Consider the following 13337-nt stretch of genomic DNA (forward strand, 5'->3'; position numbering starts at 1 on the left):
GAGGCTCTGAGAATCAAGCGGCCGCGCTCGCCGCCGCAAGTGCGTGATCGAACTCGCGCTGCAGCCGCGTCACATCCAAGTCTTCGCCGATCAGCACGAACTTGCTCGAGCGCGTTTCGTCGTCGCGCCAACGCCGATCGAAATAACTGTCGAAGCGCTCGCCCACGCCCTGGATGACGAGCCGCATGGCCGCGCCCGGCAAGGCGGCGAAACCCTTCGCGCGATAGATCGCATGATTGGCGACCAGATGCTTCAACGCGGCAATCGCCGTTTCGCGCGAGGCCGGCGCGCCCGAAACAACGACGGAATCGAACTCGTCGTGGTGGTGATCGGCATCGTCGGCCGAGCCATGGTGATCGGGCCGCGTATCGATCGTCGTTTCGGAGGCCGCATTCAGGCCGAGCAATACCGACAAGTCGAGCTTACCGTTACAGGCCGGCACGATTTTGACGTGCGGGGGAATCTCTTCGCGGATGAGCCGGGACACCGCGGCCTGAGCCGGCTCGTCGAGCAAATCCGTTTTATTGAGCACGACGAGATCGGCCGCGCTCAGTTGATCTTCGAATAGCTCGTGGAGCGGCGATTCGTGATCGAGATTCGGATCGCTCTTGCGTTGCGCGTCCACCGCGCCCGGATCGTCGGCGAATTGGCCGCTCGCGGCCGCCGGTCCATCGACCACGGTGACCACGGCATCCACCGTGAAGCTATTGCGGATCGACGGCCAATTGAATGCCTGCACGAGAGGCTTGGGCAACGCCAATCCCGATGTTTCGATCAGCACGTGATCGATCGTTGCGCGCCGCTCGACCAGCGCCTCCATCACCGGAAAGAATTCCTCCTGCACGGTGCAGCACAAGCATCCGTTCGCCAGTTCGTAGAGCTGGCCTTCGCGCTCCTGCCCCGTTTCGTCGCATCCGATGCCGCAGCCTTTGAGGATTTCCCCGTCCACCCCGAGTTCGCCGAACTCATTGACGATGACGGCAACGCGCAAGCCGTTGGCCTGGGACAGGATGTGACGCAGCAGCGTGGTTTTACCGCTACCGAGAAAGCCCGTGATGACGGTCACGGGGATTTTGCGCATGGTTGTCGACATGATGGACAAAGGTGACGAAGCACTGGATCGGCGTGACAGCACGCCGCCTTCCCGCAGCAAGCTGTCTTCTTCTCCGGCCGGTATCCGGGCTGACGAACGTACCGCTTCACCTTCCCGCGCCGTTTAAGGCGCAGTGGTATAGCACACGCAGACGTCGCGTGTGTCGAAGCCGGCCGTGTATCGCGTGAGCGCGACACATTCGCTAACCGTTGCGGGGGCAGCACAGGCAGGTTCGCCACGATACGCGTCGAGCCGAACCGCTGTTTCCCGTTTAACTGCGCATGTTCGAACGCATGCGCGAGCACCAGATTAGACGCGAGTGTAGGTATGTGGAACGGGCCCGTCAAGGAAACACGGTGTGCGGTGTGGCGTGCCGCAAGGCCTGTGGTATCTTCGTTCCCCCTTATCTACCGCCTTTCGCAAACATGCAACGTCGCCTAGGGGCCTCGTGCGCCGTACTTCCGTGCCGCCGGCGCAACGGCGCGGCCAGGCTTGCGCGCACGCCGGCCGTCTTCTCCGTTGCCGGGAGGCGGCGATGAGCCGGGCTTGGCTGATCGGCGCTGGGCCGGGCGACGCCGAACTGATGACGGTCAAGGCCATGCGCGCGCTAGCTGTGGCCGACGTCGTGCTCGTGGACGACCTCGTGAACCCCGATATCCTCGAGATGGCGCGCGCCGACGCGCGTATCGTCCATGTCGGCAAACGCGGGGGGAGCCTTTCCACGCCGCAAAGCGAGATCATCGAACTCATGCTCGATCATCTGCGCGACGGCCGCAGCGTGGCCCGGCTGAAAGGCGGCGATCCGTTCGTGTTCGGCCGCGGCGGCGAGGAATTGGCGGCATTGCGCGCCGCCGGCATCGACGTCGAGATCATCAGCGGCGTGACCGCGGGCATCGCCGCGCCCGCTACGCTGGGTATACCGATCACGCACCGGGGCATGGCGCAGGGCGCCATCTTCGTCACCGGGCACGGGGCCGACGATCAGGAGCCCGACTGGGGGGCATTGGCGGCCACTGGGTTGACGCTGATCGTCTACATGGGCATTCGCCGCGTGGAGGACATTGCCGATGCCTTGCTTCGCGCAGGCATGTCCGACGATACGCCGTGTGTCGCAATCGAATCGGCCACCCTGCCGACCCAGCGTCAGGTCATGGCATCTTTATCGGCGCTTCCGATGCAGGTGCGCCAGGCCGGGCTGGGCTCGCCTTCGATCCTGGTCATCGGCCGCGTCGCTTCTCTCGCTTGGACGAGCCAACCCGTCACGAACGAAAAGCCGTTGACGGTCGGCCTCGGGTTTCGGCGCGGCGTAACCGTTGAACAAATAGAAACGGCCGTTCGTACGGCCTTGGCCCCAACGACCATGGCCGACGTCGCCTGCGTGGCCACGGCCGAAACAAAGGCCGCCGAACCGGCGCTCGCCGCATTTTGCGAACGCCATGGCCTGCCGTTGGTCACATTTTCCGTGCCCGAGATTCAAGCGTGCTTCGAGCGCTTTCCTGCGCTGCGCAGATCGCCGCCCGTACAAGCGCATATCGGCGCCGACGGGGTATGCGAACCGTGCGCGCTGCTGGCCGCGAGAAACGGTAATCTGATACGGGAAAAACAAGCGTTGGACGGCGTCACGGTTGCGATCGCCGTTTCGGAGAACCCAACGGCGGGATCGAACGCGTAACAGACAAGGACACTATGAAGACGGACACCGAATCGCATTTGCGCATGACGCAGCGGCGCCGCGAAGGCCATGAGAAAAAACAGGCTTCGGCGACGCTGGAGAAAGGCTTGCTGATCGTCAACACCGGCAACGGCAAGGGCAAGAGCACGGCGGCGTTCGGTATGGCGGTGCGGATGCTCGGTCATGACGAGCGCGTCGGCATCGTGCAGTTCATCAAAGGCGCGTTGCATACGTCGGAGCGCGATTTTCTGGGCGCGAACGCAAAGTGCGATTTCGTTACGATGGGCGATGGATACACCTGGAACACGCAAAACCGCGAAGCCGATATGGCCACCGCCCGCAAAGGCTGGGAGCAAGCCGTCGCGATGATTCGAAGCGGGGACTATCGGATGGTCATCCTTGATGAATTGAACACCGTCCTCAAGTACGAATACCTTCCGCTCGACGAAGTGCTCGGCGTGCTGACGGCTCGCGCGCCGATGCAACATATCGTCGTGACTGGGCGCCACGCGCCCGATGCTTTGATTGAAGCCGCCGATCTCGTCACTGAAATGCGCCTCGTCAAGCATCCGTATCGCGAGCAAGGCGTGAAAGCGCAGCGCGGCGTGGAGTTCTGATCGTGCCCGCATGCCCGGCCCTCTTGATTAGCGGCCCAGCTTCGGGACAAGGCAAGACGACGGTGACGGCGGGCCTTGCGCAATTGCATCGCCAACTCGGCCGAAAGGTGCGCGTGTTCAAGACGGGGCCCGATTTTCTCGATCCGATGATTCTCGAGCGGGCCAGCGGCGCGCAAGTGCAATCGCTCGATCTATGGATGGTCGGGGAAGACGGGTGTAGACGCTTGCTCGCTGAAGCAGCGGAACAAGCGGACTTGATCCTGATCGAAGGCGTGATGGGGCTATTCGATGGCACGCCGAGCAGCGCCGATCTCGCCGCGCGATTCGGCGTACCCGTCGCGGCCGTGATCTCGGCACAAGCGATGGCGCAGACGTTCGGTGCGCTGTCGTTCGGGCTGGCGCACTACCGGGCCGATGTGTCGATCTATGGGGTGCTCGCCAATCACGTAGGGTCGCCGCGTCATGCGGGGATGCTCGAGGAAAGCGTGCCTTCCGATATTCGGTGGCTCGGGCACCTGTGCCGGTCGGATCGAATCACCTTGCCGGAACGGCACCTGGGCCTGCATCAAGCCGGCGAGATCGACGAACTCGACGCACGCATCGAATTCACCGCGCGGGCATTGGCCGATACGGCGCTCGCCGAGTTGCCGCCGCCCATGTTCTTCGAACCGCAGGCACCGCTCGCATTGCCGAAATCGCTCGATGGGGTGCAAATCGCGCTTGCGCGCGACGCGGCATTTTCGTTCGTCTTCCCGGCCAATGTGGAACTTCTGGGAACGCTCGGTGCACGCGTGACGTATTTTTCGCCGCTGGCGAACGAGGCTGTTCCCGAAGCGACGGACGCCCTGTTTCTACCGGGCGGCTACCCGGAGTTGCACGCCGCGACGCTTGCCGCCAACGCGCGCAGTGCGGCGTCGATCCGCGCGCACGCGGCAGCCGGCAAGCCCATCGTGGCCGAGTGCGGGGGAATGCTGTATCTGCTCGAAAGCTTGACCGACGCAAAAGGCGTTCGCACGGCGATGATCGGCTTGTTGCCGGGACACGCGACGATGCACGAAAAGCTGCGCGGCCTCGGCATGCAAGCGCTACGGTCGGAACACGGCGTCATGACCGGGCATACGTTTCATTACTCGAGCATGGCCACCGATTTGATCCCGGAGCGTCACGCATATCGGCCGCAAAGCGATGCCGATGGCGAGCCGGTATTTCGGGTGGGCTCGATCGTCGCCACGTATATGCATGGATATTGGCCGTCGAATCCGGCGCTCGCCGCGGCCTTATTGACCGGTAAGGCCTTCTAGTCGCCCCGCAAGTTTGGCTACGGCCGGCTAGACACGCTCGCTATTGCGCTTTGATAGCTTGTCGAGCATCGACAATTTCTCGTCGTCGCTCGACGATTTCCACGCTTTGATCTCTTCGCGCGTGCGCAGGCACCCTTCGCAATAGCCGCTTACCTGATCGATGCGGCAGATGTCGATGCAGGGCGAGCCGACAGGGCTTAACCCGCGGGCGGCCGCGATCGCATTCGCGAGATCTTCGCTTCGGTTGTCGAGTTCTTCGTTTTGCGTCAACCCTGCACCTCTATCTTCACTGAATTCAATGCTGCGTCCAGCCGCATCCATGCGGCCTCGTCCGCAGGCAAGCCGAACCTGATCCCTTGTATCACGTCGAATCGGCGCACCCAAATCCCCAAACGCGCGAGGCCATCTTGCCAACGCTCGGCCTGCCCGGTTCTCACCCAGGAAAAAAGCGGGGTACTCATTACCTTCGTGTGATGCCGCCCAAGCATATCGGCTAGGCGCTCTCCCGACGCAATGAGTTCGCTCCTCGTCTTCGTTTGCCATTCGGAATCGAGCAGCGCGGCGCGCACGGCAAGGCGAGCGGGTCCCGATACCGTCCAAGGCCCGCGCATCGCGCGCATCGCTGCATCGATACGCTCGCAAGCCAGTACGAAGCCGACTCTCGCGCCGGCCAGGCCATAGAATTTGCCGATCGAGCGCAGCACGATCAACGCTTCGCGATTCGCGAAGCGCGCGACGCTGAAATCGGGCATCGATTCGATGAACGCTTCGTCGACCACGAGCGTTCCGCCACGCGCGGCAAGCTGCACGCACCAACTCATGACCTGCTGGGCACAATATCGCTCTGTGCCGGGGTTGTTGGGATTGACCAGGATCAGATGCTTCAAGTCCACGGGCAACTCGCGCGACGGGTCCAACACGAACGAAGCCGCATGAGCGGAGTCACCCCAACCCAGCTCTGGCGTGACGAACCGCGCCACGGGAAATCCAGCCCGCTCGAAGGCCGGGGCGTACTCTCCGTACGTCAACAGCCCTACCCCCACGCGCCCCTTCGGCAGCACCGCCGGCAACATGCGGATAGCGGCCTGCGTTCCCGCTACCGCTAGCGCGCGCGTCGTGCCGTAATGCTCGGCGGCGATCGCTTCCAGATCATCGTGATCGTCGGGCAGCCTTATCCACGCTTGCGGATCGATCGGCGGCACGGGATAGCCGTGCGGATTGATGCCGGTCGATAGGTCGATCCATTGCTCGCGTGCAATACCGTATCGCGCGGCGGCATCGCCGAGGTTGCCGCCGTGAGGCACTGGCGCCGGATGGGGGAAAGGAAGCATGAGCGCCCTTCAATCTTCAATAAAGAATTGCAACGGCGGCAAGCATTGCCACCACGGCCAGCCAGAGCGCAATCGAGCGCTTCACGAGGGACAGCGCCCGGCCGACATCGGCGGCACCGGGCACATGCCCCCGGCCCAATACAGGCCGAGGCTCCAGTGCGCCGTGGTACCAGGCGGCACCGCCGCAAGCGACGTTCAAGCTACCCGCGCCGCTCGCCATCACCGGGCCCGCATTCGGGCTGTCCCAAGCCGATGCCTGGGTGCGCCAGCATTCCAACGCTTGCCTCACGTTGCCGCACAAAGCGTAGGTCAGCGCCGTTAGGCGAGCCGGAAGATAGTTCGCCACGTCGTCGAGGCGCGCAGCCGCCCAACCGAAGTAGCGCATGCGCGGCGTGCGATAACCCCACATCGCGTCGAGTGTATTGATGAGACGAAAGGCTAGCGCGCCCGCGCCACCCGCGACGACGAACCAAAAAAGCGCGCCGAAAATAGCATCGTTGCCGTTCTCGAGCGCCGATTCGATCGCGGCTTTGGCCACGGCGGACTCGTCCGCCTCGGAAAGATCGCGCGTCACGACTCGCGAAGTCAATTCCCGAGCAAGCGGAAGGTCGCCCGCGCGCAACGCATGCTCTACCGGCGCGATGTGATCGACGAGGCTGCGCGCGCCCAGCGCGAACCATAGCGCCACGACCTGAAGCAGCCACGATACGGCGGGCGGCAACGCGCCGGTGAGAACGGCGAACAGCCCCACCGGCGGAACGACGGCGAGGGCCCAAGCCGTGAGGCCCTTGAGGCGTACCCATCCAGGGCGCGATGCGGGCGACTCGGCCGACTCACCCGGCTCGCGCTGGCCGCGGCTAGCCCCATGCGCCGCGGTGCGATCGGGGTTCAGCGTCCGCTCGATGCGCGCGGCCCACTTGCCGAAGGCGACGAGCGGATGCGCGCGCGACGGCTCGCCCAACAGCGCGTCCATCGCGACGCCGGCGAAACACAGCGCAAAGGTAACCGGGGCGGAAAATCCAATCATTCGTTGTTCGTGAAAGCGATGTTGCGGAGGCGGCCGCAAGCGCCGATCGACACCGCTTGCGCCGGCTGCCGCTCGGCGGGTGACATAATACGTCCCCCTCGCACGGGCCGCCATGCGTACCCGTGTATTGCTTCGCTTCTTTGCCGAATAGAACGTAGAACGATAGGACGCGTGACATGGCTGGCATGTTGATGATCCAGGGCACGAGCTCGGATTCGGGTAAAAGCACCGTGGTCGGCGCGCTGTGCCGCATCGCCGCGCGCAGCGGCCTGCGAGTGGCGCCGTTCAAGCCGCAAAACATGTCGCTGAACAGCGCCGTCACCGTGGACGGGGGCGAGATCGGCCGCGCGCAAGCATGGCAAGCGCTCGCGGCGGGAATCCCGCCCGAAGTGGATATGAACCCGGTGTTGCTCAAACCGAACAGCGATATCGGCGCGCAAGTGATCGTGCACGGTCGCTCGACCGGCAATCTCGACGCGCGGGCTTATCACCACTACAAACCGATCGCGCGCCAGGCTGTGCTCGAATCGTTCGAGCGGCTTCGGGCGAAGTCGGACCTGGTGCTCGTCGAAGGCGCCGGAAGCCCGGCCGAAGTCAATCTGCGCGAGGGCGACATCGCCAACATGGGGTTCGCGACCGCCGTGGGATGCCCGGTGGTGCTCGTGGCCGATATCGACCGCGGGGGCGTGTTCGCCCAGATTCTGGGCACCCTCGCGTGCTTGGCCGAAGACGAGCGCGCGCTCGTGAAAGGCGTCGTCATCAACAAATTCCGGGGCGACGTATCGTTGTTGCAACCCGGCATCGAATGGATCGAGGCCCAAACGGGCAAGCCCGTGCTCGGTGTGGTGCCGTTCGTGCCCAACCTTTGGCTCGATGCCGAAGACGCCTTACCGAAGTCTCGCGGCTCGCAACCCGCGCCCGATGACGCATTGCGCGTCGTCGTCCCGGCGCTGCCCCGAATCAGCAACCATACCGACTTCGATCCGCTGCGCGCCCATCCGCAAGTGGATCTGCGTTTCGTGAGAATGGGGGACCCGATCCCGGCAGCCGATCTCGTCGTGTTGCCCGGGAGCAAGAGCGTTCAATGCGATCTGCATTCGCTACGCCAAGGCGGCTGGGAGCCCTACTTGCGCAAGCATTTGCGGTACGGCGGGAAACTGATCGGGATCTGCGGCGGGCTGCAGATGCTCGGCCGTGAATTGCGCGACCCGCTCGGGATTGAAAGCGATGCCGGTACGACGCCCGGTCTCGGCTTGCTCGATTTCGTCACGACGCTCGAGCCGCACAAGCAACTCGTGAACACGGCAGGCAGCCTTTTGCTCGGTGGCGAAGTGCCGGTGCGCGGCTATGAGATCCATATGGGCGTGACCGAGGGGCCGGCGCTTTCGCGCCCCGCCCTGCGCCTGCGATACGGCAACGACACGAGGGCCGACGGCGCCGTCTCGGGGGACGGGCAAATTTTAGCGACGTACTTGCACGGCGTGTTCGATTCACCGGATGCATGCGAGACCTTACTACGCTGGGCCGGTAAGAACGACGCGCTGCGCGTCGATCACGATGCGCGCCGCTTGGCCTCGATCGAGACGCTGGCGGATGTGGTGGCCCGGCACGTTCGCCTCGACGGTCTTTGGTGAAGCTCCGCTCCACCGTCATTTCCGGCGGCGTTTTTTTTGCGCACCTTGACAGCGACATGCTTCGATTCGTACGCTCTAACCCCGATGGTTGCCGCCACCGGGATCGAAAGGGAACGCGGTGAGCGCCCTTTGCAACGACAGCCCGACCTCAGGATCTTTTATGTCCACTGTTTTGCAGACGGGCGACGTTCGCGGCGGGCTGCGTCGGCGTGTCGTCGCGATCTACTGCCTACTTGCCCTATTCAACGCCGGTGCGTGGATATGGGCGTTCATCGCCTTTCATGGGCATCCTCTGCTGCTCTCGACGGGATTGCTCGCCTACGGCTTCGGCCTTCGGCATGCGGTCGATGCCGACCATATTGCCGCTATCGACAACGTCACACGTAAGTTGATGCAGGACGGGCAACGGCCCGTTTCCATCGGGCTGTTTTTCGCGCTCGGACACTCGGCGGTCGTGCTCCTCGTCGCGGCAGGCGTCGCGCTGGCGGCCGCTGCATTGGAGCACCGTGTGCAGGCATGGCGCGATGTCGGCGGGATGATTTCCACCGGCGTGTCGGCGCTGTTCTTGTTTCTGATCGCCGCAATGAATATCGTCATTTTGCGCGGCGTGTGGAATGCATTCGATCGGGTTCGCCGCGGCCAGCCTTATAGCGACGACGATCTCGACCTATTGCTCAATAGCCGTGGCTTGCTGGCCCGGCTATTGAATCCGATGTTCCGCCTCGTGTCCCGGCCGGTCTGGATGTTTCCGCTCGGCTTTCTGTTCGGTCTCGGCTTCGATACGGCCACCGAAGTCAGCCTGCTCGGTCTATCTGCTAGTCAAGCATCGCAAGGCATCTCGCTCGGTGTCGTGCTCGTGTTTCCCGTGTTGTTCACGGCCGGCATGACACTTGTGGACACCACCGACGGCGTATTGATGCTCGGCGCTTACGAATGGGCGTTCGTGCGGCCGATCCGTAAGCTCTACTACAACCTGACGATTACGCTCGTTTCCGTCGTCGTGGCGGTATTGATCGGCGGCATCGAGATGCTTGGATTGCTTTCAGGCCGCCTCAAACTCGAAGGCGGATTTTGGCAAGTCGTCGGCACGCTCAATGACAACTTCAACAACTTGGGGTTCGCCATCATCGGCGTATTCGTCTTCGCCTGGTTGGCATCGATCGTCGTGTATCGGGTCAAGGGGTACGACAGGCTGGCGGTTGGCGATGGGAAGTGACCGCGCAACGCAACCGATGCCCTCTGCGCTGCAAAGAACCCCGCTCGACTAGCGGGATTCCTACGCGTCACACTCTCAACCCGCCCGATCGAACAAGAACCCCTTGAAATCATTCTTCGCGAGTTCGGACCACGCCTGCCGATAGCCGCTTAGCCCACCGAAATAAAACAGCGTTTGCCGCTTGCCCCCCGGCACGTTGGCCCCGAAGATCCACGAATCGACCTTCGGCAACAACGTATAGGCCGCATACGTATCGCAGATCTGCGTCCATTCGCGCTCGGCCTCGGGGGTGACGCGAATCGCGCTCGCTTCGCCGGAACGGGCCTTTCGGATCAGTGCGGCGATCCAATCGAGCTGGGCTTCGACACCGGGGGGAATATTGCAGAAGACACTCTTCGGCCCCGGCACCATGAAGAAATTCGGGAAGTTCGACGTGGCGATGCCCATGAAGCTCGTCGCTTCGTCCTTCCAGTGCTGCTTCAATTCGACGCCGTGCAGCCCTTTGATTTCGACGTCCTTGAAGCTGCCGACGATCGTATCGAAGCCGGTGGCAAAAGCCAGGACGTCGAGTTCATATTCTTGCCCATCGGCGGTGCGTACACCATTCTCGGTGAACGCGACGATCTCGTTGTTCTTCACCGAAACGAGCGAGACGTTCGGCTGGTTGTAGACCTCGTAGTAGTGGTTGATCGAGATCGGCCGCTTGGCATACAACTGATCGGGAATGAGCTTTTGCGCCGTCTCCGGATCTTTAACGATCTGGCGGATCTTTTTCTCGATGAAGCGCGTTGCCTCGTGGTTCGCTTCTTCGCTGCTCGCGATATCGGAGAACGTCCCGAACATGAACCGGAAGCCGGTGCCGATCTTCCAGTTTTCTTCGAACACTTTGTCGCGTTCCTCGGGCGAAACGCTAAACGTCGGCACCATGCTCTCGGCAAATCCGCATGCCACACGTGTGCCGCGAATGCCTTCCCATACCTGCTCGAAGTTATTCCGATAGTCGGCGATCTCGGCTTCGCCCACCAGATCTTCACCCGCCGGCACGCAGTACTGCGCGTTGCGTTGGAATACCGTCACATGCCGTGCCGTCTTCGCCGCCGCGGTAATCAACTGCACGCCGGTCGATCCCGTTCCGATCACGCCGATGCGCTTGCCCTCGAGCGTCAGTTCGTCGGGCCAGTTGCCCGTATGCACGACCATTCCACGAAACTTCTCCCGGCCGGCAATCTTCGGGAAGTTCAACTTGGACAGCACGCCGATCGCGGTCAGCAAATACGTGCACGCGAAGGTGTCGCCTTCCGATGTCGTCACGATCCATTCGTTCGCAGCCTCGTCGTAGCGGGCCGATTCGACGAAAGTATCGAGCGTGATGTGCGGATCGAGCGCGTAGTGCGAGACGATCGAACGCAAATACGCGAGCACTTCCGGTTGATTGGCGAAGCGGCTGCGCCAATTCCAACCGTCGTAGATTTCCTTGTCGAACGAGTACCGATACACGCGCGTCTCCGTGTCGGTGCGCGCGCCCGGGTAGCGATTCCAATACCACGTGCCGCCCACGCTACCGCCCTTCTCGAAGCAGCGTACGTTCAGACCCAATTCGTGATGAAGCTTATATAAGGCGTAAATGCCCGCGAAGCCCGCGCCGATGACGATCGCATCGTAGCGCTGCTGAACCGTGCTCATGATCATTGTCCCTCGGTGGATGATTGATGCGCTTTTTGCGTTTCGACGTTTTGCTTGTAGCGGCTCACCATGCCTTCGACCACGATGGCCTTTTCTCCGTCGTTGGAACTGCTTACGGCTAGCGTGCGTTCGGTGCGGTCCCTCAGTCTGTTTTCCAGCACGATCTTGCTCGTGACGGGCCGCCGCGCATTTTCGTAATGCGTGAACGCCGCTTCCACGTCCTTGCGACTCGAAATCTCGAAGGCGAGCGCCGAGGCGTCGAGAATCGCCTGCGAGGCGCCGTTGGCCCCGACCGGATACATCAAATGCGCCGCGTCGCCAAGCAGCGTGACCCTGCCCTGCCCCCATCGATCGAGCGGGTCGCGATCGACCATCGGGTACTGCAAGATCGTGTTGCTCCCGCTGAGCAGCGCGTCGATATCGAGCCAATCGAAGCGCCAGTGCGAAAAGAACGGAAGGATGTCCTCGAGCTTGCCCGTCTCGCTCCAATCGGGGCGATCAAGCCGCACGCGCGTATCGGCCGATACCATGCAAACCCAATTGACCAGCGCCGTGCCGCGCTTTTCATGCTCGCTCGAAATCGGATACGCGATCAGGCGCGTGGAATAGACGTCGTTCGCGACGATCATCGTGCGTCCGTCGAGAAAGCGCTCGCACTGCGTCACACCGCGCCACATCGTGATGGGCGTGCGCTTGACGGCATTGCCGTCGCCTTTGAGCTGCGCGCGCACGGCCGAATGAATACCGTCCGCGCCGATCAATCCCTTCGCCCGGAACCGCACTTCGTTGCCCGTCGACTGATCGATCGCGACGACCACGATGCGATCGCCGTCTTCATGAAACGAAACCAGGCGAGTCCCGGTTCGCACGGCATGCTGCCCGAGCCGAGCCTTCACGGCGCGCAATAGGAACATTTCCAGCACGCCGCGGTGAATGGAGATCTGCGGATAGGGGCTGCCGCTCGGCAAACCGCGCGCCTCGCTCCACAGCAGTTTGCCTTTCTCGTCCAGGTGCGCGACGCGCTCGGTCTTGATCCCGGAACGTTCCATCGACCGGTTCAACCCGAGCGCATAGAGTTCGGCGACCGCTGCCGGTTGGATGTTGATGCCCACGCCGAGGGGGCGAATGCGTTTCGCTGCTTCGATGATCAGCAGATCATGAACGCCGTGGGCATGCAGCGACAACGCTGCCGTGAGCCCGCCGATGCCTGCTCCTGCGATCAAAAACTCGGTGTCTATGGTGACTGTCATGATCTGGCGCCGATAGTCGCGAATCGGATGGGGGCGGCCCCGCCCCGAGAGTGCGGAGCCGCCGCGTCGCTACACAATCGGTCAGGCGTGCACCGAGACGACCGAATACAGATTCGGCGCGGCCTTCGCGAGCGCCGCCGTGCGCTTGACGTACTCTTGCGCGGCCGGATCTTCGCGGACGGCCTTCACGTTGTCGGGGTTCTCCCATTGCGCGATGTTGATCACGCTCGTGCCGTCCTTGCTTGCGAGGATGCTCGCCGAGATGAAACCGTCCTTGTGGCGGATGACCTTTTCGACGCCTTCGTTGAGCACGTCGATCACCTTGGCTTGATTCTCGGGCGACACTTCGATGATGTTCACGAACGTGACGCCTTTTCCTGCGCTGATGACCGCTTCGTTCTTCGACATGAATGGCTCCTAGGGAAAATCGTGCCGCTTCCGGGGAACGATATCGCTTTGGCGCCCACTGCTCGGCGCCGCATACCCGCCCTCCGGAAAAGCACTGCTTGCTGA

The 13337-nt window shown here is 62.7% G+C and carries 12 protein-coding genes and 1 riboswitch; of the genes, 5 read left to right on the forward strand and 7 right to left on the reverse strand.

Features of this window, described 5'->3' with window-relative positions:
• Positions 1-13: 13 nt before the first annotated feature.
• On the reverse strand, positions 14-1093 hold the full coding sequence (cobW, locus tag C0Z18_RS07075; protein ID WP_102644682.1) for a cobalamin biosynthesis protein CobW: 1080 nt from the start codon (positions 1091-1093) through the stop codon (positions 14-16).
• Between the two features lie 58 nt (positions 1094-1151).
• Positions 1152-1417, reverse strand: a riboswitch (cobalamin riboswitch).
• Positions 1418-1628: 211 nt separating this feature from the next.
• Here cobW and cobA point away from each other — a divergent pair.
• The 3 genes from cobA to C0Z18_RS07090 are packed head-to-tail and all read left to right on the forward strand — an operon-like array spanning position 1629 to position 4683.
• Positions 1629-2765 carry a uroporphyrinogen-III C-methyltransferase gene (gene cobA / locus C0Z18_RS07080; protein WP_102644818.1) on the forward strand — a complete coding sequence of 379 codons (1137 nt, stop codon included), beginning with the start codon at positions 1629-1631 and terminating at the stop codon, positions 2763-2765.
• A gap of 14 nt (positions 2766-2779) precedes the next feature.
• A complete protein-coding gene (cobO, locus tag C0Z18_RS07085) occupies positions 2780-3382 on the forward strand; it encodes a cob(I)yrinic acid a,c-diamide adenosyltransferase (protein ID WP_102644683.1) in 603 nt (200 codons plus the stop codon).
• Between the two features lie 2 nt (positions 3383-3384).
• Positions 3385-4683 carry a cobyrinate a,c-diamide synthase gene (locus C0Z18_RS07090; protein WP_102644684.1) on the forward strand — a complete coding sequence of 433 codons (1299 nt, stop codon included), beginning with the start codon at positions 3385-3387 and terminating at the stop codon, positions 4681-4683.
• A 27-nt stretch (positions 4684-4710) separates the two neighbouring features.
• Here the strand turns inward: C0Z18_RS07090 and C0Z18_RS07095 are convergent, their stop codons facing one another.
• The 3 genes from C0Z18_RS07095 to C0Z18_RS07105 are packed head-to-tail and all read right to left on the reverse strand — an operon-like array spanning position 4711 to position 7041.
• Positions 4711-4953 carry a DUF1289 domain-containing protein gene (locus C0Z18_RS07095; RefSeq protein ID WP_233217219.1) on the reverse strand — a complete coding sequence of 81 codons (243 nt, stop codon included), beginning with the start codon at positions 4951-4953 and terminating at the stop codon, positions 4711-4713.
• Positions 4950-6014 (reverse strand): threonine-phosphate decarboxylase CobD, encoded by a 1065-nt coding sequence (gene cobD / locus C0Z18_RS07100; protein WP_102644686.1) that lies wholly within the window; start codon positions 6012-6014, stop codon positions 4950-4952. The genes C0Z18_RS07095 and cobD overlap by 4 nt, the downstream gene beginning before the upstream one ends.
• Positions 6015-6030: 16 nt before the next feature.
• Positions 6031-7041 (reverse strand): CobD/CbiB family cobalamin biosynthesis protein, encoded by a 1011-nt coding sequence (locus C0Z18_RS07105; RefSeq protein WP_102644687.1) that lies wholly within the window; start codon positions 7039-7041, stop codon positions 6031-6033.
• 176 nt (positions 7042-7217) lie between these two features.
• Here C0Z18_RS07105 and C0Z18_RS07110 point away from each other — a divergent pair, with 176 nt between their 5' ends.
• A complete protein-coding gene (locus tag C0Z18_RS07110; protein WP_102644688.1) occupies positions 7218-8675 on the forward strand; it encodes a cobyric acid synthase in 1458 nt (485 codons plus the stop codon).
• A 160-nt stretch (positions 8676-8835) separates the two neighbouring features.
• On the forward strand, positions 8836-9891 hold the full coding sequence (locus C0Z18_RS07115; protein ID WP_102644689.1) for a HoxN/HupN/NixA family nickel/cobalt transporter: 1056 nt from the start codon (positions 8836-8838) through the stop codon (positions 9889-9891).
• 75 nt (positions 9892-9966) lie between these two features.
• Here the strand turns inward: C0Z18_RS07115 and C0Z18_RS07120 are convergent, their stop codons facing one another.
• The 3 genes from C0Z18_RS07120 to C0Z18_RS07130 form a co-directional block, all read right to left on the reverse strand.
• Positions 9967-11574 carry a flavin-containing monooxygenase gene (locus C0Z18_RS07120; protein WP_102644819.1) on the reverse strand — a complete coding sequence of 536 codons (1608 nt, stop codon included), beginning with the start codon at positions 11572-11574 and terminating at the stop codon, positions 9967-9969.
• A 2-nt stretch (positions 11575-11576) separates the two neighbouring features.
• Positions 11577-12824 (reverse strand): FAD-dependent monooxygenase, encoded by a 1248-nt coding sequence (locus tag C0Z18_RS07125; protein ID WP_102644690.1) that lies wholly within the window; start codon positions 12822-12824, stop codon positions 11577-11579.
• An 81-nt stretch (positions 12825-12905) separates the two neighbouring features.
• Positions 12906-13232, reverse strand: coding sequence for an antibiotic biosynthesis monooxygenase (locus C0Z18_RS07130; RefSeq protein WP_102644691.1), 327 nt, complete (start codon positions 13230-13232; stop codon positions 12906-12908).
• Positions 13233-13337: the final 105 nt, after the last annotated feature.

It is taken from the genome of Trinickia dabaoshanensis (assembly GCF_002879885.1).
GTDB classification, from domain to species: Bacteria; Pseudomonadota; Gammaproteobacteria; order Burkholderiales; family Burkholderiaceae; genus Trinickia; species Trinickia dabaoshanensis.

What these genes read in the sequence shown, in the direction of transcription:
- cobW (WP_102644682.1), bottom strand. Translation starts at nt 1,093, where the DNA reads ATGTCGACAACCATGCGCAAAATCCCCGTGACCGTCATCACGGGCTTT.
- cobA (WP_102644818.1), top strand. Translation starts at nt 1,629, where the DNA reads ATGAGCCGGGCTTGGCTGATCGGCGCTGGGCCGGGCGACGCCGAACTG.
- cobO (WP_102644683.1), top strand. Translation starts at nt 2,780, where the DNA reads ATGAAGACGGACACCGAATCGCATTTGCGCATGACGCAGCGGCGCCGC.
- cobD (WP_102644686.1), bottom strand. Translation starts at nt 6,014, where the DNA reads ATGCTTCCTTTCCCCCATCCGGCGCCAGTGCCTCACGGCGGCAACCTC.
- C0Z18_RS07105 (WP_102644687.1), bottom strand. Translation starts at nt 7,041, where the DNA reads ATGATTGGATTTTCCGCCCCGGTTACCTTTGCGCTGTGTTTCGCCGGC.
- C0Z18_RS07110 (WP_102644688.1), top strand. Translation starts at nt 7,218, where the DNA reads ATGGCTGGCATGTTGATGATCCAGGGCACGAGCTCGGATTCGGGTAAA.
- C0Z18_RS07115 (WP_102644689.1), top strand. Translation starts at nt 8,836, where the DNA reads ATGTCCACTGTTTTGCAGACGGGCGACGTTCGCGGCGGGCTGCGTCGG.
- C0Z18_RS07120 (WP_102644819.1), bottom strand. Translation starts at nt 11,574, where the DNA reads ATGAGCACGGTTCAGCAGCGCTACGATGCGATCGTCATCGGCGCGGGC.
- C0Z18_RS07125 (WP_102644690.1), bottom strand. Translation starts at nt 12,824, where the DNA reads ATGACAGTCACCATAGACACCGAGTTTTTGATCGCAGGAGCAGGCATC.
- C0Z18_RS07130 (WP_102644691.1), bottom strand. Translation starts at nt 13,232, where the DNA reads ATGTCGAAGAACGAAGCGGTCATCAGCGCAGGAAAAGGCGTCACGTTC.